This window comes from Streptomyces sp. SID12488, assembly GCF_010548275.1.
Taxonomy (GTDB): Bacteria; Actinomycetota; Actinomycetes; order Streptomycetales; family Streptomycetaceae; genus Streptomyces.
Window position 1 is genome coordinate 1 of sequence record NZ_JAAGLT010000003.1, and the last position, 25,489, is coordinate 25,489.

At 69.9% G+C, this 25,489-nt stretch carries 18 protein-coding genes, 2 rRNA genes and 1 pseudogene; 13 read left to right on the forward strand and 8 right to left on the reverse strand.

Annotation, left to right across the window (positions count from 1 at the left end):
- Positions 1–105, forward strand: a 23S ribosomal RNA gene (locus G3I56_RS43155); the annotation flags it as partial.
- A 97-nt stretch (positions 106–202) separates the two neighbouring features.
- Positions 203–319 (forward strand): 5S ribosomal RNA (gene rrf / locus G3I56_RS06175).
- Positions 320–432: 113 nt separating this feature from the next.
- Here the strand turns inward: rrf and G3I56_RS06180 are convergent.
- The 5 genes from G3I56_RS06180 to G3I56_RS06200 are packed head-to-tail and all read right to left on the reverse strand — an operon-like array spanning position 433 to position 6,055.
- A complete protein-coding gene (locus G3I56_RS06180) occupies positions 433–1,743 on the reverse strand; it encodes a DUF58 domain-containing protein (protein ID WP_164407861.1) in 1,311 nt (436 codons plus the stop codon).
- Entirely contained in the window at positions 1,743–2,732 is a 990-nt protein-coding gene (locus G3I56_RS06185; protein ID WP_203689385.1) for a MoxR family ATPase, read from the reverse strand. Before G3I56_RS06185 ends, G3I56_RS06180 begins: the two co-directional genes overlap by 1 nt.
- Positions 2,732–3,928, reverse strand: a complete 1,197-nt coding sequence (locus G3I56_RS06190; RefSeq protein ID WP_164407863.1) for a DUF4350 domain-containing protein — start codon at positions 3,926–3,928, stop codon at positions 2,732–2,734. The genes G3I56_RS06185 and G3I56_RS06190 overlap by 1 nt, the downstream gene beginning before the upstream one ends.
- Positions 3,925–4,707: a DUF4129 domain-containing protein gene (locus G3I56_RS06195; protein WP_164407864.1), complete on the reverse strand. Its 783-nt coding sequence runs from the start codon at positions 4,705–4,707 to the stop codon at positions 3,925–3,927. The genes G3I56_RS06190 and G3I56_RS06195 overlap by 4 nt, the downstream gene beginning before the upstream one ends.
- Positions 4,708–4,711: 4 nt before the next feature.
- Positions 4,712–6,055, reverse strand: coding sequence for a glycerophosphoryl diester phosphodiesterase membrane domain-containing protein (locus G3I56_RS06200; RefSeq protein ID WP_164407865.1), 1,344 nt, complete (start codon positions 6,053–6,055; stop codon positions 4,712–4,714).
- Between the two features lie 137 nt (positions 6,056–6,192).
- Between G3I56_RS06200 and mtnA the strand changes: the two genes are divergently transcribed.
- The 7 genes from mtnA (at position 6,193) to G3I56_RS06235 (ending at position 15,077) form a co-directional block, all read left to right on the forward strand.
- On the forward strand, positions 6,193–7,338 hold the full coding sequence (mtnA, locus tag G3I56_RS06205; RefSeq protein WP_164407866.1) for an S-methyl-5-thioribose-1-phosphate isomerase: 1,146 nt from the start codon (positions 6,193–6,195) through the stop codon (positions 7,336–7,338).
- An 8-nt stretch (positions 7,339–7,346) separates the two neighbouring features.
- Complete coding sequence (mtrA, locus tag G3I56_RS06210) at positions 7,347–8,036, forward strand: two-component system response regulator MtrA (protein WP_189148219.1); 690 nt, start codon at positions 7,347–7,349, stop codon at positions 8,034–8,036.
- Between the two features lies 1 nt (position 8,037).
- A complete protein-coding gene (gene mtrB, locus G3I56_RS06215) occupies positions 8,038–10,110 on the forward strand; it encodes an MtrAB system histidine kinase MtrB (RefSeq protein ID WP_164407867.1) in 2,073 nt (690 codons plus the stop codon).
- A complete protein-coding gene (locus tag G3I56_RS06220) occupies positions 10,100–12,007 on the forward strand; it encodes an LpqB family beta-propeller domain-containing protein (protein WP_164407868.1) in 1,908 nt (635 codons plus the stop codon). Before mtrB ends, G3I56_RS06220 begins: the two co-directional genes overlap by 11 nt.
- A 204-nt stretch (positions 12,008–12,211) precedes the next feature.
- Entirely contained in the window at positions 12,212–13,111 is a 900-nt protein-coding gene (locus G3I56_RS06225; RefSeq protein WP_164407869.1) for a ComF family protein, read from the forward strand.
- A 282-nt stretch (positions 13,112–13,393) separates the two neighbouring features.
- A complete protein-coding gene (gene raiA, locus G3I56_RS06230) occupies positions 13,394–14,125 on the forward strand; it encodes a ribosome-associated translation inhibitor RaiA (protein ID WP_164408182.1) in 732 nt (243 codons plus the stop codon).
- A gap of 205 nt (positions 14,126–14,330) precedes the next feature.
- Positions 14,331–15,077 (forward strand): response regulator transcription factor, encoded by a 747-nt coding sequence (locus G3I56_RS06235; protein ID WP_164407870.1) that lies wholly within the window; start codon positions 14,331–14,333, stop codon positions 15,075–15,077.
- A gap of 47 nt (positions 15,078–15,124) precedes the next feature.
- Here the strand turns inward: G3I56_RS06235 and G3I56_RS06240 are convergent, their stop codons facing one another.
- Both G3I56_RS06240 and G3I56_RS06245 read right to left on the reverse strand, forming a co-directional pair.
- Entirely contained in the window at positions 15,125–16,375 is a 1,251-nt protein-coding gene (locus G3I56_RS06240; RefSeq protein ID WP_164407871.1) for a crosslink repair DNA glycosylase YcaQ family protein, read from the reverse strand.
- Positions 16,376–16,646: 271 nt separating this feature from the next.
- Complete coding sequence (locus G3I56_RS06245) at positions 16,647–17,222, reverse strand: GNAT family N-acetyltransferase (protein WP_164407872.1); 576 nt, start codon at positions 17,220–17,222, stop codon at positions 16,647–16,649.
- A gap of 245 nt (positions 17,223–17,467) precedes the next feature.
- Here G3I56_RS06245 and secA point away from each other — a divergent pair, with 245 nt between their 5' ends.
- Positions 17,468–20,290: a preprotein translocase subunit SecA gene (secA, locus tag G3I56_RS06250; RefSeq protein WP_164407873.1), complete on the forward strand. Its 2,823-nt coding sequence runs from the start codon at positions 17,468–17,470 to the stop codon at positions 20,288–20,290.
- Between the two features lie 179 nt (positions 20,291–20,469).
- Here secA and G3I56_RS06255 read toward each other — a convergent pair whose 3' ends face one another.
- Complete coding sequence (locus G3I56_RS06255; protein ID WP_164407874.1) at positions 20,470–21,084, reverse strand: Rv3235 family protein; 615 nt, start codon at positions 21,082–21,084, stop codon at positions 20,470–20,472.
- Positions 21,085–21,426: 342 nt separating this feature from the next.
- Between G3I56_RS06255 and G3I56_RS06260 the strand changes: the two genes are divergently transcribed.
- The 3 genes and pseudogenes from G3I56_RS06260 (at position 21,427) to G3I56_RS06270 (ending at position 25,290) form a co-directional block, all read left to right on the forward strand.
- Positions 21,427–21,942, forward strand: coding sequence for a hypothetical protein (locus tag G3I56_RS06260; RefSeq protein WP_164407875.1), 516 nt, complete (start codon positions 21,427–21,429; stop codon positions 21,940–21,942).
- A gap of 199 nt (positions 21,943–22,141) precedes the next feature.
- Positions 22,142–22,807, forward strand: a complete 666-nt coding sequence (locus G3I56_RS06265; RefSeq protein ID WP_164407876.1) for an HAD family hydrolase — start codon at positions 22,142–22,144, stop codon at positions 22,805–22,807.
- Between the two features lie 130 nt (positions 22,808–22,937).
- Positions 22,938–25,290, forward strand: a pseudogene (locus G3I56_RS06270) (LuxR C-terminal-related transcriptional regulator).
- Positions 25,291–25,489 lie beyond the last annotated feature (199 nt).

Genomic DNA, 25,489 nt, shown 5'->3' on the forward strand with positions numbered 1-25,489 from the left:
TAGATGGGGTAAGGCTCCCAGTAGACGACTGGGTTGATAGGCCAGATCTGGAAGCCCGGTAACGGGTGGAGGTGACTGGTACTAATAGGCCGAGGGCTTGTCCTCAGTTGCTCGCGTCCACTGTGTTGGTTCTGAAACCACGAACAACCCCACCCCTTGTTTGGTCACGGGGGTGGTGCGGTTGATATGTGTTTCACCGTGTTTCGGTGGTCATAGCGTGAGGGAAACGCCCGGTTACATTCCGAACCCGGAAGCTAAGCCTCACAGCGCCGATGGTACTGCAGGGGGGACCCTGTGGGAGAGTAGGACACCGCCGAACAAATATTGCGAAAAGCCCTGTACCGGGTTCACCGGTACAGGGCTTTTCTGCGTTTTACGGTTAATTGAAATGGTGTCTCTCCCCAGTGCCTCCCCCGAGGGGGAGAGGCCTGTTCAGAGACGTCCTGCGGCTTTCAGTGCCAGATATGCGTCCGCCAGTGCCGGCGCCAGTTCGTCCGGCGTCGCGTCGACGACGGTGACGCCGTGGCGGCGGAGCTGTTCGGCGGTTCGGTGACGTTCCGTCTGTGCTTGGGCGGCGGCTGCGGCCTCGTACACCGCTTCTGTGTTTCCTCGGGCTGCTGCCATGGCTGCGATGTGCGGATCTGCCACCGAGGCCAGGAGGACCGTGTGGCGCTGGGTCAGTTGAGGGAGGACGGGTAGCAGGCCCTCTTCGATGGGGGCCGTGTCCAGGCTGGTGAGTAGGACGATCAGGGAGCGCCTGGGGGCTGCACGGAGCGCGGTGGCCGTGAGGCCGCGGGCGTCCGTTTCGATGAGTTCGGGTTCCACGCCGGCCATCGCGTTGACCAGGGACGGGAGGACGTCGGCCGCGGCTCGGCCCTGGACCAGGGCGCGTACCCGGCGGTCGTACGCGAGGAGGTCCACGCGGTCGCCCGCGCGGGAAGCCAGGGCTGTGAGGAGGAGGGCCGCGTCCATGGAGGCGTCCAGCCGGGGGACGTCGCCGACGCGGCCCGCTGACGTACGGCCGGTGTCGAGCACCAGAAGGATGTGGCGGTCGCGCTCGGGGCGCCAGGTGCGTACGGCGACGGTGGTCTGGCGGGCTGTGGCGCGCCAGTCGATGGAACGGGTGTCGTCGCCGGGCACGTACTCGCGCAGGCTGTCGAATTCCGTGCCTTCGCCGCGGGTCAGGACGCTGGTGCGGCCGTCGAGTTCGCGCAGGCGGGCGAGCTTCGACGGGAGGTGCTTGCGGCTGGTGAACGGGGGGAGGACGAGTACCGTCCAGGGAACGCGGTGGTTGCCCTGGCGGGTGAAGAGGCCCAGGGGGCCGTACGAGCGGATCGTCACGCGGTCGGCATGGCGGTCGCCTCGGCGGGTGGGGCGTAGGCGTGTCGTGACGCGGCGGCGTTCGCCGGCGGGGACCGTCAGGCGGTGGCGGGAGGCCTCGACCTCGGTGCCGGACTGCCAGCTGCTGGGGGGCCAGGCATCGCGTAGGCCGGCGCGGAGCGGACGGCCGGAGGGGTTGGTGACCGTGAGCGTGACGTCTGCTGATTCGTTCAGGCGTACGGATGTGTCGCCGGAGCGTGTCAGGCCGAGGCGGCGTACCGGTGCTGCCAGGGCGAAGTCGCAGGCGCAGGCGATTGCCAGTGAGCCGTTGACTGCGAAGAAGCCTGTCCAGCCGGCGTCCCAGATACCGACGGGGATCGAGCCCAGGGCCGCCAGGAGCGCGGCGCGGCCGGTGAGTGCCATCAGCGGGGGACGGGGACGTGGGCGAGGATCGCGTTGATGACCGAGTCGGCCGTCACACCCTCCATCTCGGCCTCCGGGCGGAGTTGCACGCGGTGGCGGAGGGTGGGCAGGGCGAGTGCCTTGACGTCGTCGGGGATGACGTAGTCGCGGCCTGTCAGCCAGGCCCACGCGCGGGACGTCGCGAGGAGGGCCGTGGCGCCTCGGGGGGAGACGCCGAGTGTGAAGGACGGGGATTCGCGGGTGGCGCGGCAGATGTCCACCACGTAGGCGGTGATCTCCGGGGAGATCGTCGTCTCGGCGACGGCCGTGCGGGCCGCTTCGAGGTCTGCCGGGCCTGCCACGGGGCGTACGCCGGCGGCGCGCAGGTCGCGCGGGTTGAAGCCCTCGGAGTGGCGGGTGAGGACGTCTATCTCGTCCTCGCGGGAGGGGAGGGGGATCGTGAGCTTGAGGAGGAAGCGGTCCAGCTGGGCTTCGGGGAGGGGGTACGTGCCCTCGTACTCGACCGGGTTCTGGGTCGCCGCGACCATGAACGGGTCGGGGAGGGGGCGGGGGGTGCCGTCGACGGTGACCTGGCGTTCCTCCATGGCTTCCAGGAGTGACGACTGGGTCTTCGGGGGCGTGCGGTTGATCTCGTCCGCGAGGAGGAGGTTGGTGAAGACCGGGCCCGGCTGGAAGGAGAACTCCGCGCTGCGCGTGTCGTAGACGAGGGAGCCTGTGATGTCGCTCGGCATCAGGTCCGGAGTGAACTGGACGCGCTTGGTGTCGAGGTCGAGCGCGGATGCGAGTGCCCGGACGAGCAGCGTCTTGGCCACTCCGGGGACGCCTTCGAGGAGAACGTGTCCGCGGCAGAGAAGGGCGACGACGAGGCCGGTCACGGCGGGGTCCTGGCCGACCACGGCTTTGGCGATCTCGGCGCGCAGGGCTTCCAGGGAGGCCCGGGCGGTGCCCGGGTTCCCGGTGATCCCGGCGTTGTCAGTGGTCGGGTACATCATGGACGGCGTACCTCTCTTTCGAGGGCGTCGAGTTGGTCGGCGAGGGAGATGAGGGCGGCGTCGTCGCCGGGCGGCGGGCCGAAGAGGAGGGCATGCAGGGCCTGTCCGTCGCTGTGGTTCTGGAGCTGGGCGGACAGGGCGGGGAGCAAGGACTCGGGTGCGTGCGCCTGGGTGACGGGGACGCCTACGAGGGGGGCGAGGCGAGTGCGGGTGGTGAAGCGAAGAGCGCCTGCCGCGCGGTCGCGGGAGTTGGTCTTGCGGTAGAGGCGGGCGCGGCCTTCGACGGTTTCGGAGGCGCGGATCGCCACCGGAAGATGTTCGGCTACGAGGGGGCCGAATCGGCGTGCCCGCCAGAAGGCGGCCAGAACTGCGGCGAAGAAGAGTTGCAGGGTGCCCCAGAGCCAGCCCGAAGGGAGCAGGTCGAAGAAACTGCGCTCGCCGGAGTCGATGCGCGTGTCGTCGGAGAGCGACGGGAGGTACCAGACCAAGTGGGGGCGGGAACCGAGCAGTTGGAGGGCGAGCGAGGCGTTGCCGTACTCGTCGAGACGGTCGTTGTAGAGGATGTCGGGTGCGCCGAGCACGACGGTGTCGCCGTTCCCTGTGACCGCGGGGACGCGTACGAGGGTGGGGAGGCCGTCGCTGGGGTAGCACGCGTCGGCATCGGTGGCGGTGGTGTCGTAGCGGAAGCCACCCGTGTCGGCGGTGCCCGCGCGTTGGGCGGCGGGCAGGTCGCAGTCGGGGGAGAGCTTCGAGTGGAAGCTGAGCGCGGGGTCGGCGGTGACGCCGGGGGCGAGTGTCCCGACGGACGGACCGCCCGGGGCGACCAGGACTGTACGTCCGCCGGAGGTCGCCGTCGCCGCGTGCAGTTGATCCTGCTGATGGTCGGTCAGCAGGTCGGGGGCCGCGATCAGGAGGGTCGTGTCCGCGTCGGCAGCGCTGCTCGCCTCGGCGAGGGTGGTCACCACGCGCGTGGACACGCCCCGGTCGGCGAGGAGCGTGGCGACGGCGCGGCTGCCGCGGGGGTCGGCGGAACGTGGGTCGAGGCCGCCGCGCCGGGTGCCGGAGTTGATCACGGCGATTGCGATGGCACCCACGAGGAGGATGACGACGCCGAGTGCGACGCCTCGCGCGCGGGTCCACACCTGGCCGGCGGTGGGCGAGGTGGAGGTGGGGAGCGTGGCCTCGGTGGTCATTGGGCGGCTCCCTGGCGGGAGTTGGGGGCCGTGCCGGTGGCGCTGCTGCTGTTCACGAGGACCGGTTTCGTGCGCTCCAGGTCGTCGTCGAGTTCGGTGAGCCGGCGGTACATCTGCGGGGTCGCGGTGCGTCCGCCGTATGTGACGTCGTCGAAGTCGCGGGCCGCGGTGCGCAGGCGGTCGGTGTGCGCGGGCAGGGTGCGGCCGGCTTCCGCGGCTGCCTCGTCGGCGGTGCGGCCGGGGCGGGCATCGAGGAGCGCGCGTTCCTCCAGGGAGCGGACGACGGCACGCATGCGCTCCTGGACGGCCTGGTTCCAGTGGCCCTGGACGGCCTGTGCCTCGGCGGCGGCGCGGTGTTCGGCGGCGCTGCGGGGGCGGTCGTCGAAGAGCACGGCGGAGGAGGTGGGGCCGGTGCGTGGGATGCCGAGGCGCCACCACAGGGCGCCGATCACGGCGGCGACGGCCAGGACGACGACCACCAGTCCGACGGTTCCTCCGGGGGTCGCGGTCGAGGTCGAGTTGAACACCTTGTCGAGCCAGTCCCAGAAGGCGTCCATGGCCCGTTCGAGCGGGCTCGGGTCGTTCTGGTGGTACATGCGCTTGGACAGCTCGCGCCGGGCTGCCTCCCGCGCGGGATCACGCGGGAGCGTCACCGGCGGGTCGTCGGCCGCCAGCGACAGTACGGCGCTGCTGCCGGCTCGCAGCAGGGCTCGTACGGCCGCTTCGGCGGTGGGCGGCAGCGTCGGCACCGTGGTGAGAAATCCCCCCGTCAGGCTCACCGCATCAGCTCCCCGGGGTGGCGCCCGGGGCGCCGGAGCCCTGGACGCCGGCGGCGCGGGCCAGGTCGAGGTCGAGTGCCTCGCGGCGGATGCGCTGGTCGATGTAGAGGAGCACGGTCACGCCCGCTGTGATGGGGAAGGTGATCATGGAGCCGATCACCGAGCCGATGCCGCTGACGACGAGGAACGTCCAGCCGAAGGTGCCCGTGCCGTCGAGGAGACCGCTGATGCCGTCTCCGGTCAGGGCGCCGGCGACGAAGGTGAACGGGAGGACGACGATGGACGACACGACGCCCGCGATGATCGAGGCGAGCAGCTGGATGCCGAAGACCCGCCACCAGGAGCCACTGACGAGTTTCGCGGAGCGGCTGATCGACTTCACGATGCTCTGCTTCTCCAGCATCAGCGCAGGCGAGGCCAGGGAGAAGCGGATCATCAGCCACAGCACGACGACGCACGCGCCGAGGGCGCCCAGGACGATCAGCCCCGTGCCTGCGTCCTCCGAAGCCGAGACGGCCACGACGATGCCCGGAACCGTACCGACGGCGACGATCGCGACGGCGGTGAGCATGAGCAGGAAGATGAGGCCGAACAGCTTCGGGATCTGCGGGCGGGCGTCCCGCCAGGCTTCGCCGATGGTCACGGGCTTGCCGAGTACCGCGCGGCTGGTCACGGTCGTGAGCAGGGCGGTCGCGATGACGGTGCCGATCATGGAGATCACGAAGATGACGCCGGAGCCGAGCAGGGCGTCTCCCATGGCGCGGCTCAACTCGTCGAGGCTTGCGCTCGAGCTGTTGAGGGTGTCGGCACTCGTGCTGTCGTCCAGGAAGAGTCCCTGGACGAGGACGGCGACGATCTCCGTGACGACCGCGACGGTCAGCGAAATGCTCAGCACCGTGCGCCAGTAGGCGCGCATGGTGGAGACGGCGCCGTCGAGGATCTCGCCGACGCCGAGGGGGCGCAGCGGGATCACGCCGGGCTTGGCGGCGGGCGGGGGACCGCCCCAGTTGCCGCCCCAGCCGGGGTGGCCGCCGGGCGGGCCGTATCCGCCGTGTCCTCCGGGGCCGCCGTATCCGCCCGGGGTGCCTGGGTGGTTGCCGCCCCAGCCCGGGCCGGGAGGCGGCGGTGGGGGCGGCCCCTGGCCGGGGCCCCGGGGGCCGGTGGGAGCGGACCACTGGGCGGGTGGCGGCTGTTCCGTGGACCACTTCGGGCCGGAGCCGGTCGTGTCGGGGCGCGGCTGGTCCGCGGGTTCCGCGGGACCGGGGTGGTCGGCGGGGGTGGACGCGCCGGGCTGCTGCCCTTCGGAGGGGGCAGATCCGGGCGAGGCCCAGCCCGGAGTGTCGTTCATCGTCGCTCCTTCACGGTGCCCGTCCGCGTTCGCGGCAGGTTGGCAGCCATCGTGTCATGGGGAGCGCGCGGGGGGATCAGCCCCCGTATGGGCTGGGCACCTTCAATTGTCCGGCGGAGAAGGGGCAGACTGGGTGGATGGCTGATCAGTACGCGCAATCCCGCGAGGACAACCGGCCCACCGAGATACCGGCGATCCGCTGGGAGGAACCTCCCGAGGGTCCGGTGCTTGTCCTTCTCGATCAGACGAGACTGCCTGTCGAGGAGGTCGAGCTGGTCTGTACCGACGCGCCCGCGCTGGTGGCGGCGATCCGTTCGCTGGCCGTGCGCGGGGCGCCGTTGCTCGGTATCGCGGGGGCGTACGGTGTCGCGCTCGCCGCCGCGCGTGGCTTCGACGTGGACGAGGCCGCCGTCGCGCTGGCGCAGGCCCGGCCCACCGCCGTGAACCTCGGTGTCGGGGTACGCAGGGCGAGGGAGGCGTACCAGGAGGAGCTCGCCCGGACCGGTGACCGGGAGCAGGCAGCGGGGGCGGCGCTCGTCGCGGCGCGGGTGCTGCACCGGGAGGATGCCGAGGCCAGTGCGCGGATGGCCGTGCACGGGCTGGCGCTGCTGGACGAGTTGCTGCCCGGCGGCGGGCACCGGGTACTCACGCACTGCAACACCGGGTCGCTGGTGTCGGGTGGTGAGGGAACGGCGTTCGCGGTGGCGCTGGCGGCGCACCGGTCAGGGCGGCTGCGCAGGCTCTGGGTGGACGAAACGCGCCCGTTGCTGCAAGGTGCTCGCCTGACGGCCTATGAGGCGGCGCGCAGCGGAATGGCGTACACCTTGCTCACGGACAACGCGGCGGGCTCTCTGTTCGCCGCAGGGGAGGTGGACGCGGTACTGATCGGCGCGGATCGGATCGCGGCCGACGGTTCGGTGGCGAACAAGGTGGGGAGCTATCCGCTCGCCGTGCTGGCCAGGTACCACCACGTGCCGTTCATCGTGGTGGCGCCGTTGACGACGGTGGATCCGGACACCCCCGACGGGGCGTCCATCGAGGTGGAACAGCGTGCCGGGCATGAGGTGACGGAGATCGCCGCGCCTCAGGTGCCGGTGGCGGGAGCGGAAGCGGGAGGCGGAATTCCGGTGGCACCCCTGGGGACCCAGGCGTACAACCCGGCGTTCGATGTGACGCCTCCCGAGTTGGTGACGGCGATCGTCACCGAAGCGGGCGTTGTGTCGCCCGTGACGGCTGCGTCGCTGGCAGAGCTGTGTGACAGGTCACGACAGGTAACGATTTAGTTAATGGGATGATGTCGTTTATGAAGGGACGAGTCCTTGTCGTCGATGACGACACCGCACTGGCCGAGATGCTCGGCATTGTGTTGCGTGGTGAAGGTTTTGAGCCGTCTTTCGTAGCTGACGGCGACAAGGCGCTGGCCGCTTTCCGTGAGTCCAAGCCCGATCTGGTGCTCCTGGACCTGATGCTTCCCGGCCGGGACGGTATCGAGGTGTGCCGCCTGATCAGGGCGGAGTCCGGGGTGCCGATCGTGATGCTCACGGCCAAGAGCGACACCGTCGATGTCGTCGTGGGCCTGGAGTCGGGTGCCGATGACTACATCGTGAAGCCGTTCAAGCCGAAGGAGCTGGTCGCCCGGATCCGGGCGCGGCTGCGGAGGTCGGAGGAACCGGCGCCCGAGCAGTTGGCCATAGGTGACCTCCTCATCGATGTCGCCGGTCACTCTGTGAAGCGGGACGGGCAGTCGATCGCTTTGACGCCTCTGGAGTTCGATCTGCTGGTGGCGCTCGCGCGCAAGCCGTGGCAGGTGTTCACGCGTGAGGTGCTTCTGGAGCAGGTCTGGGGGTACCGCCATGCGGCGGACACCCGGCTGGTCAACGTGCATGTGCAGCGGCTGCGCTCCAAGGTCGAGAAGGACCCGGAGCGGCCGGAGATCGTGGTGACCGTCCGTGGCGTCGGTTACAAGGCAGGACCGAGCTGACATGTCCGGGGACAGTGCCGCTTCGCCCCCCGGGCGTTCCGGGGGGCGTGCGGAGCGGCCTGTCGGGCGGCAGAAGGTGAGCAGGGCCGGCTCCGGCCGGCGGCAGTTCTTCGAGGGCGGGCTGCTCCAGGGCGGTGTCCAGGGCAGCCCGGTCCTTCGGCTTTTCATGCGCTGGGTGCGTCGGCCGCTGCTGCCCGTCATGCGGTTGTGGCGGCGCAACATCCAGCTCAAGGTCGTCGCCACGACGTTGCTGATGTCGCTCGGTGTCGTCCTGCTGCTCGGCTTCGTCGTCATCGGCCAGGTGCGCAACGGCCTGCTGGACGCCAAGGTGAAGGCCTCGCAGAGCCAGGCCGCGGGCGGATTCGCGGTGGCCAAGCAGAAGGCGGACACGGCGGCCAGCGCCAGTGGGGACGACGGTTCCGGCGCCGGCGGCCGACCCGCGCAGAACGTCATCCAGTGGATGAGCGACCTGGTGGAGTCCCTGTCCAGCGGCGGGCAGGGTGCCTTCGACGTCGTGACGCTCCCGATCGGTCCGGCGGCCGACGACAGCGGCGGCGGGCGCGGGCCGCGTGCCTCCGGCGGGGTTGACCCGACGGCGAGCGTGCCCGAGGCGCTGCGTGAGCAGGCCGATGACAACACGCTGATGGCCCAGAGCTACACCCGTATCACCTACACCAACGGCAGCGAGTCGCAGCCCGCGCTGATCATCGGCAAGCAGGTCGACGACCCGAACGGCGACCCGTACCAGCTGTACTACATCTTCCCGCTCACGCAGGAGGAGAAGTCGCTGAGCCTCGTCAAGGGGACGCTGGCGACGGCCGGGCTGTTCGTCGTCGTACTGCTGGGGGCCATCGCCTGGCTTGTGGTGCGGCAGGTCGTGACGCCCGTGCGGATGGCGGCCGGGATCGCCGAGCGGCTGTCCGCGGGGCGGCTGCAGGAGCGGATGAAGGTCACCGGCGAGGACGACATCGCGCGGCTCGGCGAGGCGTTCAACAAGATGGCGCTGACTCTCCAGCTGAAGATTCAGCAGCTGGAGGAGCTGTCGCGGATGCAGCGGCGGTTCGTGTCGGACGTGTCGCACGAGCTGCGGACGCCGCTGACGACCGTACGGATGGCCGCCGATGTCATCCATGACGCGCGCGTGGACTTCGATCCGGTGACCGCGCGGTCGGCCGAACTGCTGGCCGATCAGCTGGACCGGTTCGAGACGCTGCTCGCGGACCTGCTGGAGATCAGCCGGTTCGACGCGGGCGCGGCGGCGCTGGAGGCAGAGCCGATAGACCTCAGGCAGGTCGTCCGGCGGGTGGTGAGCGGTGCCGAGCCGCTGGCCGAGCGCAAGGGGACGACGGTACGGATCGTCGGCGATCAGCAGCCTGTCGTGGCCGAGGCCGACGCCCGGCGCGTGGAACGGGTGCTGCGCAACCTCGTCGTCAACGCCGTGGAGCACGGCGAGGGCAAGGACGTCATCGTGAAACTGGCCGCCGCGGGCGGTGCGGTCGCGGTGGCTGTGCGTGACTACGGGGTCGGACTCAAGCCCGGTGAGGCGACCCGGGTCTTCAGCCGCTTCTGGCGGGCCGACCCGGCACGCGCGCGTACCACCGGCGGTAACGGCCTCGGCCTGTCCATCGCGCTGGAGGACGCGCGGCTGCACGGCGGCTGGCTGCAGGCGTGGGGCGAGCCGGGCGGTGGTTCGCAGTTCCGGCTGACGCTGCCGCGCACCGCCGACGAGCACCTGCGGGGTTCACCGATACCGCTGGAGCCCAAGGACTCACGGCGTCATCGGGGACTCAACGACGCGGGTCTGCCGTACGCGGGCGGCGACAAGCTGGCCACGGTGCCGGTGCAGACCGCGGCCACGGAACAGCGGCCGATAGCGCCGAGGCTCGTCGGCCCGGCCCCGACCGCGGACCCCACGGCGCTGCCCGGCAACGGCGCTCGCGTGGTGCCGCGCCCGGCCGGCGGCGCCCGGCTGGACGGTATGTCCGGTACGGAGTCGCAGCCCTCGGACACGGTGTCCGAGGATGCCGGGCAAGAGCGTGTGGACGAGCAAGGGGAGGCATTTCGTGGGCCCTGACCGCGAGCGGGACGGTCGGCGGCGGGAAACGGCTCGCGCGGTGGTGTACGCCGCCTGTGGCGCCCTGCTGCTGGCCGGATGCGCCTCGATGCCCGACAGCGGGGATCTGCGCGGAGTCGAGTCCACGCCCCGGCAGGACGCCCAGGTACGGGTCTTCGCTCTGCCGCCCCACGACAACGCCCCGCCGGGGCAGATCGTCCAGGGCTTTCTGGAGGCTCTGACCAGCGACGATCCGCACTATGAGACCGCACTCAAGTACCTGACGGCGCGTGCCGCGAAGCAGTGGCGGCCCGACGCGTCGACCACGGTGCTGGACGGGGGGCCCACCGCCGATCCCGTGCGCGTGGGCAGCCGGGACGACACCGACGACGACTACACGTCCACGCTGACCGGCGACCGGTTCGCCACGCTGGACTCCCAACAGTCGTACGAACCCGCCGACGGGAAGTACAGACAGACACTGCACCTCACGCGCGAGAAGAAGAGCGGGCAGTGGCGCATCGACGACCTGCCGCAGGGCATCGTCATGGGCAAGTCGGACTTCCTGCGCAACTACACGTCCGTCAACAAGTACTACTTCGCGTCGAACACGCCGACGGAGTCGGACGGGCAGCCCGTGTCCGTCGCCGATCCGGTCTACGTCCGCAAGAAGGTCGACCCGATGACGCAGACGGTGAGTTCGCTGCTGCAGGGCCCCTCGCGCTGGCTGGGACCGGTGGTCAGGTCGAGTTTCCCCACCGGCACGGCGCTCAAGAAGGGCGTCACCTCACTGACCCCCGACGACCAGAACCGGTTGACGGTGCCGCTCAACGACAAGGCGAGCCGGGTCGGGTCCGCCAAGTGCACCGAGATGGCGGCCCAACTCCTCTACACGCTCCAGGACCTGACCCCCACGGGGGTCGACGAGGTCGCACTGCAGCGCGCCAACGGCACCCAGCTGTGCCTCCTCGACAAGGACCGGGCCGAGATCGTCGCCGCGCGCGGTGTGGTGCAGCACCCCGAGTTCCAGTACTTCATCGACGGCAAGCACCGCCTCGTACGCGTGGCCGGCGACAGCCTCGAAGCCGCCGCCGACGTCACCCCGGTGCCGGGCGCGCTCGGCGAGGGCGAGAAGCAACTGCGGTCCGCGGCGGTCTCGCGCGACGAGGACAGCGCGGCCGGGGTCTCGGCGGACGGGGCCATGCTCTACGTCGCATCGCTGGTGTCCGGTGGATCGCTCGGTGAGCCCGTGCTGACCAGCCAGGGCGCGACCAAGGCAGACCGGCTGACCACACCCAGCTGGGACGGCGACGGCGACCTGTGGGTGGCCGACCGCAACCCCGGGAAGCCCCGGCTGCTGCTCCTGGAGAAGGGCGCGGGTGAGCCGCTGGAGGTGCGGACTCCGGGGCTCGACGGGCGTATCGAAGCGGTACGGGTGGCCGCCGACGGGGTACGGATCGCGCTCATCGTGGAGAAGGACGGTCAGCGGTCCCTGTACGTCGGACGGATCGCGCGGGACGAGCGGCCGGCGGCGGCCTCGGGCGGGTCGCCTCAGCAGAAGACGGCGGCGGGGCAGAAGACCGGGGAGCGGCCGGTCGTGTCGGTTCTCGAACTGCAGTCCGTGACACCGCAGTTGGAGGAGGTCACCGCCATGTCGTGGGCCGGGGACAGTCGGCTCGTGGTGGTCGGGCGTGAGCAGGGCGGCGTGCAGCAGATGGGATATGTGCAGGTCGACGGCTCGACACCGGTGGGGTCGGCGCCGACCGCGCTGACCGGCGTGAAGGGCATCGCCGCTTCCGAGGACGAGAGGATGCCGCTGGTGGCGTACTCGGAGGAGGACGGGATCGTGCGGCTGCTGTCCGGGTCCAAGTGGCAGAAGCTGGTCAGGGCGGGGTCGGCTCCGGTGTATCCGGGGTGAGCGGCCTTTCCGGTTGTACGGCTACGGCTCTCCGGGTATCCGGTTCGGCCCGTGGACCAGGGTGGAAGTGAAGTGTGGCGGCCCGTCGGATGTCCGGCGGGCCGTCGGCGTTTCCGGGTGCCGGCAGTGGGGCGTGCGGAGTTGTCCACAGGGTGTTTTCCACAGGGCTGGCCGGGTGGCGCAGGTGTTGGCACAGTGGTGGGCATGCGGGGGTGGTGGCGGGATCTCGGCGACCTGGTGCTGCCGGCCGAGTGCGGAGGCTGCGGAAGGCCTCGCACGGTGCTCTGCCCGGAGTGCCGTGCCGCTCTGAACGGGGCCGCACCGAACCGGGTGCGACCGGTGCCGGAGCCGCTCGGACTGCCGGCCGTGCATGCGGCGGCCCGGTACGAGGACGAGGTGCGTGCGGTACTCCTCGCGCACAAGGAAAGGGGCGCGCTGGCCCTCGCGGGACCACTCGGGACGGCGCTGGCGGGAGCTGTACGGGCCGGGCTCGACGGGGCCCTGTGCGGCGGTACGGGCGTGCTGCTCGTGCCTGTGCCGTCCGCGCGTCGGACTGTACGGGCACGGGGGCATGATCCGGCTCGGCGCATCGCCCTCGCCGCGGCGGGTGTTCTGCGCGGGTCCGGTACGCCGGCCCGGGTGCTGGCGGTGCTGCGGCAGCGGCGTGCGGTGGCCGATCAGGCGGGCCTCAGCTCACGGCAGCGGCTGGACAACCTCGCGGACGCGCTGTGTGTGGCCGCCGGGGGCGGGCGGCTGCTGGCCGGGGCGGGTGCGGTCGTCCTGGTCGACGATCTGATGACGACCGGGGCCTCCCTGGCCGAGGCCGCGCGTGCCGTGCGGGAAGCGGTCGGATGTGGGGAGATGGGAGGGGCGAAGGGGGCGGAACGGTCGGGAGAGGTGGGAAACGTGAGAGTAATGAGAAACGCCGTGTACTCGGAGGCGGGGCGGGAAGGCAGAGGACAGGAGCGCGCGGGAGTCACGGCCATGGGTGCGGAGCGGAGGCCAGGAGCGTCGGGAATGATGGCGACGGGCGCCTTCGGAGGCATGATCTGCGCGGCTGTGGTCGCGGCGACGCCTGATTCCTTCGAAATGAACCGGAACTGAGCGCGAACTTGCATCGTTGCAGGTAGTGAGAGGGTCAATTCATTTGAACGGAGGTACGCGCCAGTAGAGGGTGACGACATCCGTCCGGGCGAGATATGTTCGGTTGTGAGGGAAAGCCGCAGGCCACACCTCGAAAATCCGAATGCCGTGCTGCGGGTTTTGCTTAATCACCCCAGCCGGCCGCGTGGGGATCTTGTCCTTGGGGGAGGAGGAGGTGGAAGTCACCGAGTCCGCGGTTCCGGAGTACACCGGAACCTGGTGCAAAAGGGAGACGCTTCGCCACTGAAGCGGAGCGATCCGGGAACGGAGTTCTGCGTGGACATCGTCGTCAAGGGACGCAAGACCGAGGTGCCCGAGCGGTTCCGGAAGCACGTTGCCGAGAAGTTGAGGCTGGACAGGATCCAGAAGCTCGACGGCAAGGTGATCAGCCTCGATGTCGAGGTGTCCAAGGAGCCCAACCCCCGGCAGGCCGACCGCTCCGACCGAGTGGAGATCACCCTCCACTCCCGCGGTCCGGTGATCCGGGCGGAAGCAGCGGCAAGCGACCCGTACGCGGCACTCGACCTCGCGGCGGACAAGCTCGAGGCCCGGCTGCGCAAGCAGCACGACAAGCGTTACACCCGCCGAGGCGCCGGCCGGCTCACAGCCGCCGAGGTCGCCGACCACGTCCCGGACGCGGCAACGCTGAACGGCAATGGTCACCCCGTCCACGAGGAAGACGCGGACGGCGTGCCCGTCAAGAGGATCGGCTCGCTGGAAGTGAAGGGGGAAGGTCCCCTCATCGTCCGCGAGAAGAGCCACGTCGCCTCCCCGATGACGCTCGACCAGGCTCTCTACGAGATGGAACTGGTCGGGCACGACTTCTACCTGTTCGTCGACTCCGAGACCAAGGAACCGAGTGTCGTCTACCGGCGGCACGCCTACGACTACGGCGTGATCCACCTCAACACGGACCCGATGATGGTCGCCCACCAGGCGCACGCCCCCGAGGCGGGTGGCACGCTGGGCGGCTGACCACCCCCGGTGACAGCTGAGCGGGTGCCCCTGGAGCGCGTGTGCGCCCCCAGGGGCACCCGTGTACGCCCCCTCAGGGACCCGCTCTGTCACCGCACCGACGCCCGGGCATGGAATCATGGCCGCAACGGCTCAACCGGTGGGTCGTTGCCTTGGGTTGGCGATGGCACAGGACCACAGGCCAAAGCCTTCAGGGGGAGGAACGATGGCGGACAGCTTCGGACCGATGCAGGTCGAGGATGCCGATGGCGGCGTCTCCGGCATGGGCCCGGACGCGGGCAACTCGCGCAAGGAGCCGATCAGGGTCCTTGTCGTGGACGATCATGCGCTCTTCCGCCGTGGACTGGAGATCGTGCTCGCGGCCGAGGAGGACATCCAGGTCGTCGGCGAGGCGGGGGACGGTGCGGAGGCGGTCGACAAGGCCGCCGATCTGCTGCCCGACATCATCCTGATGGACGTACGGATGCCGAAGCGCGGAGGGATCGAGGCGTGCACGTCCATCAAGGAGGTCGCGCCCAGCGCCAAGATCATCATGCTGACGATCAGCGATGAGGAAGCCGATCTCTACGAGGCGATCAAGGCTGGTGCGACCGGCTATCTCCTCAAGGAGATCTCCACGGACGAGGTGGCCACGGCCATTCGTGCCGTGGCCGACGGGCAGTCGCAGATCAGCCCCTCGATGGCGTCGAAACTGCTCACCGAATTCAAGTCGATGATCCAGCGGACGGACGAGCGGCGGCTGGTGCCCGCGCCGCGGCTCACGGAACGCGAGCTGGAAGTGCTCAAGCTGGTCGCCACCGGGATGAACAACCGCGATATCGCGAAGGAGTTGTTCATCTCCGAGAACACCGTGAAGAACCATGTGCGCAACATCCTGGAGAAGCTGCAGCTGCACTCCAGGATGGAAGCGGTGGTTTACGCGATGCGGGAGAAGATCCTCGAGATTCGGTAGGGCGGTCAGGTGGCCCGGTGGCCGGGCGGTGGCACGGCCGGTGGGGGTCAGGCGAGGGACTGCGCCAGTTCCCTTGTCAGGGGGGTGCGTAGGTCCGGGGCGTCCATCCGTTCCACTCGTACGTTTGTGCAGTTCACCCAGCTTGCGGCCTCCAGCAGGGCCTGGGCCACGGCTGGGACCGCCTTCGGGCCGTTCAGGGTGACCTGTCTGGCCACCAGGGTGTTGCCCTCCCGGGCGGGGTCCACCCTGCCGACGAGGTGGCCGCCGGCGAGGACCGGCATCGCGAAGTAGCCGTACACGCGCTTCGGCTTGGGAACGTAGGCCTCCAGGCGGTGGGTGAAACCGAAGATCCGTTCCGTGCGCGCCCGCTCCCAGATCAGGGAGTCGAAGGGCGAGAGCAGGGTCGTGCGGTGGCGGCCTCGTGCGGGTGTCTCCAGGGCCGCCGGGTCGGCCCAGGCCGGTTTGCCCCAGCCTTCGACCGTGACGGGGACCAGGCCCGAGTCCGCGATCACCGCGTCGACCTGTTCCGCCTTGAGACGGTGGTAGTCGGCGATGTCCGCGCGGGTGCCGACGCCCAGGGACTGGCCTGCCAGGCGGACCAGACGGCGCAGGCATTCGGCGTCGTCCAGTTCGTCGTGCAGCAGGGTGTCCGGGATGGCGCGCTCGGCCAGGTCGTACACCCGCTTCCAGCCTCGGCGCTCAACGCACACCACCTCGCCGTACATCAGGGCGCGTTCGACAGCGACCTTGGTGCCGGACCAGTCCCACCAGTCGCTGGTGCGTTTCGCGCCGCCCAACTCCGTTGCGGTGAGGGGGCCTTGGGTGCGGAGTTGTTTGATGACCTGCTCGTAGGTGCCGGGCGGGAGGTCGTGGTTCCAGTGGGGACGGGAGCGGTAGGCGCGGCGGCGGAAGGCGAAGTGGGGCCATTCCTCCACGGGGAGGATGCAGGCGGCGTGTGACCAGTATTCGAAGGCGTGGGGGTGGGGGTGGCTGCTGGCGTGGGGGTTCTGGTTGGGGTCGAGGGTGGGCGTGGGGGTGGTTGGGGGAGTCGTCGGCGCCGGGTTCCAGTAGGCGTCTTCGATTTTCTTGCGGGGTATGGCGCCGAGGCGGGCGTACGGGATGAGTTCGTGGGAGCGGGCGAGTACGGAGATCGTGTCGAGCTGGACCGCGCCGAGGTGGCGGAGGATGCCGCGGACGCCTGCTTTGCGGTTGGGGGTGGTGAGGAAGCCCTGGGCGCGTAGGGCGATGCGGCGGGCTTCGTCGGCGGAGAGGTTGGTGTGGGGCGGGCTGCTCGTCATGCCTCCGCACGATAGGGGGTGGGACTGACAGTGGGGGTGAGCTGGGGTTTTGGGGGTGGTGGAGTTTCGCCCCCGCCGCCCCTGCCCGTCCCATCCTGTTCCTGGGGGCTGCGCCCCCAGACCCCCGCTTCGGCCCTGAAGGGGCCTCGTCCTCAAACGCCGGACGGGCTGGGTGGTGCGGCCGACGCTGAAGAGGTATGGCCCGCGTTGGAGGGGCGTCGCGTGGGGCAGAGGGGTGTCGCCCGGGCTGTGGAAGCAGTGCGGGAGGGGCTCAGAGGGTGGGGGGCGGGAGGTAGGGGGCCGTGGAGGGGAGGCCGACGTCTGATGGGAGGAGGGAGGCGACCCAGCAGTCGCGGCGTACTCCCTTGTTGTTGATCGCTGAGCGCAGGGTGCCTTCCATGGTGAAGCCGGCTTTTTGTGCTGTTGCCCAGGACGCGGTGTTGCCCACCTCCGCCCGCCATTCCACGCGGTCCACGGACATGTCGGTGAAGGCCCACCGGGAGGCGGTGATCGTGGCTTCGGTGATGTAGCCGTTGCCCCGGTGGGGCTTGGCGGCCCAGAAGCCGACTTCGGTCATTCCCAGGGAGCGCATGGTGAGGGCGAGCATGCCCACCAGCTCCTCCCCTTCGGGGAGGAAGACGCCGAACGTGAACATCGAGCCGTCGGCCCAGCCGTCGGGCACCAGCTGGGAGGTGAAGCCGTGCGCGTGCTCGGGGAGGTAGGGCGACGGGATCGTCGTCCAGCGCTGGATGTCGGGGTCCTGCACCGCCGCGTACACGGCGTCCGTGTCGTGCGGGCCGACCGTGCGCAGGAGGAGACGGGCCGTGGTGAGTGTGACGGGGTCCATCGGCCGATTCTGCTCGGGGGAGGATCAGGGCGCCATCCCTTTTGCCGTCCGCGAGTTCGTGATCACAATTCGCGCAATTCGTGGGTGGGGCGCGGCACCATCCGTGACTCCCGGCCGTTCTCCTTATGGCTGTCCTACCGGCAGGCCTCCCGGCTGGGCGGGGTCCTCGCATACGATGGCCGTCGCTCAGCTAAGACAATGGAAACCGACTGTCCTAGGCCCGACCGGCAAGGAGACCAAGCCCCGTGTCCGTCCTCTCAAAGATCATGCGTGCAGGCGAAGGCAAAATCCTGCGCAAGCTGCACCGCATCGCGGACCAGGTCAACTCCATCGAAGAGGACTTTGTCGACCTCTCCGACGCCGAGCTGCGGGCCCTCACCGATGAGTACAAGCAGCGGTACGCCGACGGTGAGAGTCTGGACGACCTGTTGCCCGAGGCCTTCGCCACCGTGCGCGAGGCGGCCAAGCGCGCCCTCGGTCAGCGTCACTACGACGTGCAGATCATGGGCGGCGCGGCGCTCCACCTCGGCTATGTCGCCGAGATGAAGACCGGTGAGGGCAAGACCCTGGTCGGCACCCTGCCCACGTATCTGAACGCACTCTCCGGAGACGGCGTTCACCTCATCACGGTCAACGACTACCTGGCCGAGCGCGACTCCGAGATGATGGGTCGCGTACACAAGTTCCTGGGGCTGAGCGTCGGCTGCATCCTCGCCAACATGACGCCGGCCCAGCGGCGCGAGCAGTACGCCTGCGACATCACGTACGGCACGAACAACGAGTTCGGCTTCGACTACCTGCGCGACAACATGGCGTGGTCGCAGGACGAACTCGTCCAGCGCGGCCACAACTTCGCCGTGGTCGACGAGGTCGACTCGATCCTCATCGACGAGGCCCGTACGCCGCTGATCATCTCCGGCCCGGCCGACCAGGCCACCAAGTGGTACGGCGACTTCTCCAAGCTGGTCACACGCCTCAAGCGCGGCGAGGCGGGCAACCAGCTCAAGGGTCTCGAGGAGACCGGCGACTACGACGTCGACGAGAAGAAGCGCACGGTCGCCATCCACGAGTCGGGTGTCGCCAAGGTCGAGGACTGGCTGGGCATCGACAACCTGTACGAGTCGGTGAACACGCCGCTGGTGGGCTACCTGAACAACGCCATCAAGGCCAAGGAACTCTTCAAGAACGACAAGGACTACGTCGTCATCGACGGCGAAGTCATGATCGTCGACGAGCACACCGGCCGTATCCTCGCCGGCCGCCGCTACAACGAGGGCATGCACCAGGCGATCGAGGCGAAGGAAGGGGTGGACATCAAGGACGAGAACCAGACCCTTGCCACTATCACCCTGCAGAACTTCTTCCGTCTCTACGACAAGCTCTCCGGCATGACCGGTACGGCCATGACCGAGGCCGCGGAGTTCCACCAGATCTACAAGCTCGGTGTCGTCCCGATCCCGACCAACCGTGACATGGTCCGCAAGGACCAGTCCGACCTCATCTACCGCACCGAGGTCGCGAAGTTCGAGGCGGTCGTCGACGACATCGCCGAAAAGCACGAGAAGGGTCAGCCGATCCTCGTCGGCACGACCTCGGTGGAGAAGTCGGAGTACCTGTCGCAGCAGCTCTCCAAGCGCGGCATCCAGCACGAGGTGCTGAACGCCAAGCAGCACGACCGGGAGGCGACCATCGTCGCCCAGGCCGGCCGCAAGGGAGCCGTCACGGTCGCCACCAACATGGCCGGTCGTGGTACGGACATCAAGCTCGGCGGCAACCCCGACGACCTCGCCGAGGCGGAGCTGCGGCAGCGCGGTCTCGACCCCGAGGAGCACATCGAGGAGTGGGCCGCGGCCCTGCCGAGCGCCCTGGAGCGGGCCGAGAAGGCGGTCAAGGCGGAGTTCGAGGAGGTCAAGGACCTCGGTGGGCTCTACGTCCTCGGCACCGAGCGGCACGAGTCCCGGCGGATCGACAACCAGCTGCGCGGTCGTTCCGGACGTCAGGGCGACCCCGGCGAGTCGCGGTTCTACCTCTCCCTCGGTGACGACCTCATGCGGCTGTTCAAGGCCCAGATGGTCGAGCGCGTCATGTCGATGGCGAACGTGCCGGACGACGTGCCGATCGAGAACAAGATGGTCACCCGTGCCATCGCCTCCGCCCAGTCGCAGGTCGAGACGCAGAACTTCGAGACCCGCAAGAACGTCCTCAAGTACGACGAGGTCCTCAACCGGCAGCGCGAGGTCATCTACGGCGAGCGTCGCCGCGTCCTGGAGGGCGAGGACCTGCACGAGCAGATCCAGCACTTCATGGACGACACCATCGACGCGTACATCGCCGCGGAGACCGCCGAAGGCTTCGCCGAGGAATGGGACGTGGACCGGCTGTGGGGCGCCTTCAAGCAGCTCTACCCGGTGAAGGTCACCGTCGACGAGCTGGAGGAGGCGGCCGGCGACCGTGCCGGGCTGACCGCCGAGTTCATCTCCGAGTCGATCAAGGACGACATCCACGACCAGTACGCGTCGCGTGAGGAGCAGCTCGGCTCCGAGATCATGCGTGAGCTGGAGCGCCGGGTCGTGCTGTCGGTCCTCGACCGCAAGTGGCGCGAGCACCTCTACGAGATGGACTATCTCCAGGAGGGCATCGGTCTGCGCGCCATGGCGCAGAAGGACCCGCTGGTCGAGTACCAGCGCGAGGGCTTCGACATGTTCACCGCGATGATGGAGGGCATCAAGGAGGAGTCCGTCGGCTACCTGTTCAACCTGGAGGTCCAGGTCGAGCAGCAGGTCGAGGAGCTCCCGGTCGCGGACGCCAAGCCGTCGCTGGACAAGGGCGCCGAGGACTCGGTGCCGGCGCAGGCGAGCGCCGGTTCCCGGCCGGAGATCCGGGCCAAGGGGCTCGACGCTCCGCAGCGGCCGGACCGGCTGCACTTCTCCGCCCCGACCGTGGACGGCGAGGGTGGCATCGTCGAGGGCGACTTCGTCGGGGACGACGACGAGGTTCGGTCCGAGGCGGACGGGCTCACGCGCGCGGAGCGGCGCAAGCAGCGGAGCGGGCGGCGGCGCAAGAAGTAAGCCGCAAGGAGCCAGCCGTAAGAAGTAGGCCGCAAGGGCTGGGCCTGAGAAATGGGCTGTCAGAAGCAGGCAGTAGGTAAGTGAGTACGCGGTAGTCGCTGTGTGAAGGGCCGGGCATCCTGCGAGGGTGGCCGGCCCTTCGGCGTGTGCGGGTGGTCGGGGGACTGCCGCGGTGGTGCCTAGTCGTCCGCCGTGTGGGGCCTTCGGGGGCCGCCCAGTTCCACCGCCGTGCAGCGCCAGCGGAAGTCGTGGCCCAGTTCCAGGCGGAAGGCCATCGCGCGGAGCTGGTTGCCCGCGCCGATGCGGGCGAAGGCCTCCAGTGCGCCTTGGCTGGGCTCGTAGTAGCCGACGTCGCGGACGACGGGGCGGGTGCCGCGGGTGCGGAGGGGGCCGCGTTCCGCGAGCCAGGCCAGTTCGTCGTAGGCGCGGCCCACGGTGTGGCGGAGCATGCTGTGGACGGGGCGTTCGCCGCTCAGGACCGCCAGGAGGCGGTCGGCGAAGAGGTCGGTGGGTCGGGGCTGCGGGGGTGTCAGGCGTGGCTGAGAGGGCTTCTGGAGGGGGTGCGGCGGTGCAGTCCTGTACTGCTCTGGGCTCTGGCCCTGGCCACGTTCGTGTCCACGTCCCTGGGTGGGGACTCGGGGTTCGGTGGGGGTGGTGTTTTGGAGGAGAGGCGTGCGGGGGGTGCCTCCGCCCGGGGTGGTGCGGTGCGGGGTGCTGCCGGGGCGGCGGGTGTCCCTGCGTACCGGCGGGCGGGACGGCGTGCGGTGGACCGTCCTCGTCATCACCTTGTTCATGAAATGTCCCCGTTCTTGAGGCCCGAGTGGGTACCGGGCGGTAACTTTCTGGTGGGGATCTTGTACGGGGAGTGACCGGCCGGGTGCAAGGAAGGGCGGGGTGCGGTTCGGGGGGTCCGGAGGTTCACTTATCCGGGTGGTTCGAGGAGGGGAAAGGCCTGGTGGGGATGGGGGGTGGGGGTGAATTTCGAGGCGTCGGGTGGACGCTCGGAGAGGTCTGGGCGGGGACTCGAAAGGGGACGCCCCGACGTATCCTGAGGGTCTTCCCGGGGCGTCCCCTGGTCGCGCCGGAGGGCTTGCTGGTTCCGGTCATGGAAACGCCCACTACGAAAGCGGTCAGCCATGCGCGTCTACGTCCCTCTGACCCTCCCGGGCCTTGCCGAGGCGTACAAGACGGGTGAGTTGGGGGCGGGGCCGTTCGTCGCGTACGCCGTCACACCCGCGTTGCGTGAGTGGTATCTGTCCGACGACATCGAGGAACTGGAGTACGCGGCGCTGAATCGGGCCGCGCTCGCTTCTCTGCGGCTGCTGGCGATGGAGCCGGGGGTGGTGCGTCGGCGGGTGGTCGTCGCCGTCGAGGTCGCGGACGGGGTGGCGGTCGCCGACCCCGACCGGGGGCTTGATCCGGGTGCGCTCGGTGAGGTGCGGGTCGGTGGGGCTGTGTCGTTGGGGAAGGCCGCGGCCGTGCATGTCGACTCCGGGGATGCGGAGGGGGATGTCGCGGCGGCTGCGGCGGCGTTGGGGGCGGCGGATCGGGGGGATGACGATGCGCAGTTCACGGTGGACGGGGCTGAGGATCATGAGCTGCTCTGGTATGCCACGCAGGAGATTCCGAACCTGGTGAATTCGTTGGGGTGAGCTGGGATGCGCGGTGGGTTGTTTCGCCCCCGCCGCCCCTACCCGTCCCATCCTGTTCCTGGGGGCTGCGCCCCCAGACCCCCCTTTCGCGCTGAACGCGCTTGTCCTCAATCGCCGGACGGGCTGAATGGTGCCGGCCGGTGCCGAAGGGGTACCGCCTACGCTGGAGGAGCGCTGGGGTGAGAGGTATTTTCTTGGTATGGGGAAGTACGGAGTGGCGCACATCGTGTGGGACTGGAACGGGACCCTGTTTCATGACACCGATGCCGTCATAGGGGCGACGAACGCCGCGTTCGCCGAGCTGGGGCTGGAGCCGATCACGCTGGAGCAGTACCGGGCGCTGTACTGCGTGCCGGTGCCGCGGTTCTACGAGCGGCTGCTCGGGCGGCTGCCCACCGATGCCGAGTGGGCTGTCATGGACGACGTCTTCCACCGGTACTACGCGGAGCACCGGGTGGCCTGTGAGCTGGCCGTGGGTGCGCGGGATCTGTTGGCCGGGTGGCAGTCGGCGGGGCGCAGTCAGTCCATTCTGAGCATGTACGGGCATGCCGACCTCGTCCCGCTGGTCCGGGGATTCGGGATCGAGCCACACTTCGTTCGCGTCGACGGGCGTACCGGGCCCTCCGGGGGGAGCAAAGCCGAGCACATGGTGCGTCACCTCGGTGCGCTCACCGGCGTCGAGGCCGCGCGCACTGTGGTCATCGGGGACGCGGCCGACGATGCCGTCGCCGCCCTGCACGTCGGTGCGCGGGCCGTGCTCTACACCGGGGGTTCCCACGGACGGGCCAGCCTCGAAGAGGTGGGCGTGCCCGTGGTGGACAGCCTGGAGGAGGCCGTCGCCGTCGCCGAGCGGCTGGCCGCGTAGCCATAGTCGTGGCTGTGGCTGTGGCTGTGGCTGTAGCCGTATCCGTGTTCCGTTCTGCGGCTCGGTTCACTCTCCGCGTTCGCCCACGTACCCTGTGCCATGGGTGGTGGGCGGGAGCAGGGGGCGGGGAATGGTGTTCGGGTTCGGGCAGCGGCGGGGTGGGCAACTGCCCGTCGAGCTGACCAGTTTTGTCGGGCGGACCGAGGAACTCGCGCTGGTGCGCGGCGCGTTCGAGCAGGCCCGGCTCGTCACCCTCGTCGGGCCGGGCGGCGTCGGCAAGAGCCGTACCGCCCTGAAGGCCGCCGCCGGGCTCGGGGAACTGTTCCCCGACGGGGTGTGGCTGGCCGAGTTGTCCGGGCTGCGCGACCCGGAACTCGTCCCCGCGACGCTCGCCGCCGTGCTCGAACTGCCCGAGCAGCCCGGGATGCAGCCGGTCGACGCCGTGGTCGCCCATCTTCAGGGGCGTCGGCTGCTGATCGTGCTCGACACCTGTGAGCATCTCGTCGACGCCTGCGCCATGCTGTCCGACATCCTGCTGCGGGAGGCCGAGGGCGTCAGCGTGCTGGCCACCAGCCGACAGCCACTCGACGTGCCCGGCGAGCACTGTGTGCAACTGGCCCCGCTCGCCACCGACGAGGCGCTGGAACTGTTCCTGGAGCGGGCTCGCGCCGCCGTGCCCGGGTTCCGGTTTCCCGAGGCCTTCCTGACCGGCCAGGAAGGGGAGCCGGGGGATCGGGAGCGGCTGCTCGCACTCGTTCGGCGCCTCGACGGGATTCCTCTCGCGCTGGAGCTGGCCGCGGTGCGGTTGCGGGCCGTGTCGTTGGAGGAGCTGGTGGCGCGGCTCGACCATCGGTTCGAGGTGCTGACCGGCGGGCGGCGCACGGCACTCGCGCGGCACCAGACACTCCGTACGGCCATCGGGTGGTCGCACGAGTTGTGCACGCCCGAGGAGCGGTTGCTGTGGGCCCGGTTGTCCGTCTTCGCGGGGTCGTTCCGGCTGGCTGTTGCCGAACAGGTTTGTGGGGGAGGGGAGTTGCCGCGCGGGCGGGTGCTGGAGGCGCTCATCGGGCTGGTCGACAAGTCCGTGGTCCAGCGGGTCGGTGAGGACGGTGGGCGCTACCGGCTGCTGGACACCATCCGGGAGTACGGCGCCGACTGGCTCGACGAGTCCGGCGGCGCGCCCGCCGTACGGGAGCGGCACTTCGCCTGCTACGAGGATCTCGCCCAGCGGTTCTGGGGCGGGTTCCTCACCTCCGCGCAGGTCGGGCTGCACCGGGAGGTGCGCGACGAGGTCGCCGACGTACGGGCCGCCCTGCGGTATGCCTACGAGGGCGGGGAGGCGGCGGCGGAGCGCGGGGTGTGGGTGGCGACCCTGCTCGGGCCCTACTGGCGGGCCGTGGGCACCCTGTCCGAGGGGCGGTACTGGATCGACAAGGGGCTCGGTCTGGTCGTCGGCGACTCGGCGGCGCGGGCCTGGGGGCTGTTGATGGCCGGAGTCTTCGCCGTGTGGACGGCGGATCTCCACACCGCCCTGACGCGGTTCCCGGAGGCCCAGGAGGCCGCCCGGCGGGTGGGCGAGGACCGGGTCGTGCTGTTCACCGAGGCGTATCTCGGGGGGCTCGCCGCCCTCTGCGGGGACGTCGAGAACGGGCTCGCCGCGCTGGAGAGGGCCCGGCTGCGGATGGTCGAGACGGACGACGGGCTCGGGATCGGTGTCTTCCACTACGAGGGTGCCCTCGTGCGGGCCGTGCTCGGCGACACCGCCGGCGCGCTGGAACTGTGCGCCACCGGGCTGGCGTATCTGGAAGGCACCGGCGAGCGGCAGCTGTACGGGTCGACGCTCATGGTGCAGGGCGTCATCCGCTGGCTCTCGGGGGAGCGGGCGGAGAGCGCCGCCTCCCTGCGGCGGGCCCTCGACGCGGGCCGGTGAACTCGGTGAGGTGCTGGTCTTCGCGATGTGCGCCCTGGTGCTCGGCTGGCACGCGGCGCACGAGGGCCGGCCGGTGCGGGCGGCCTGGCTGCTCGGATACGCCGAGCACGCGCGCCGGACGGGCGGCGACCCCGTCGACCTGCTGCCGTCGCTGCTGGAGGAGCAGCAGGCCGTACGGGAGTCCGTGCGCGAGGCGCTGGGGGACGGGGAGTTCGAGCGGTGGCGCGGCGTCGGGGCCCGGCTGTCCGGGCAGGACGTGCTGGACGCGGTGCGAGCCGACGCCGAGGTGCCGGGGACGCGGCGGAAGGTGCCCGGGCCGCGGGGAGTCGACGCGCTGACCCGGCGTGAGCGGGAGGTCGCCGCACTGGTCGCGCAGGGGCTGTCGAACCGGGAGATCGCCGAGCGGCTGGTCATCTCCAAGCGGACCGCCGACGCCCACGTCGAGCACATCCTCGCCAAGCTGGGCGTCACCTCCCGCGGTGAGATCCCGGCCCTGCCGACCGTTCCGTCTGTTCCGTCCGTTCGGGTCGTGCCGATGACGCCGGAAATGTGATGTGAACGACGCGGTGTGTACGTAACGCTGTCGTACGTATACCTATGGGCGCGTCCTGTCGTGCTGTTCCGTCGAATCCGTATGCCGATCTCCGGAGGATTCGAGCCCCCGGGCACCTGCCGTGCCCGATGCTCGTAGTGCGTCGCCCGGGGGCATCCCGCTGAGCGGCCGGGTGTCGGCACTGCTGGTCAGAATCCCC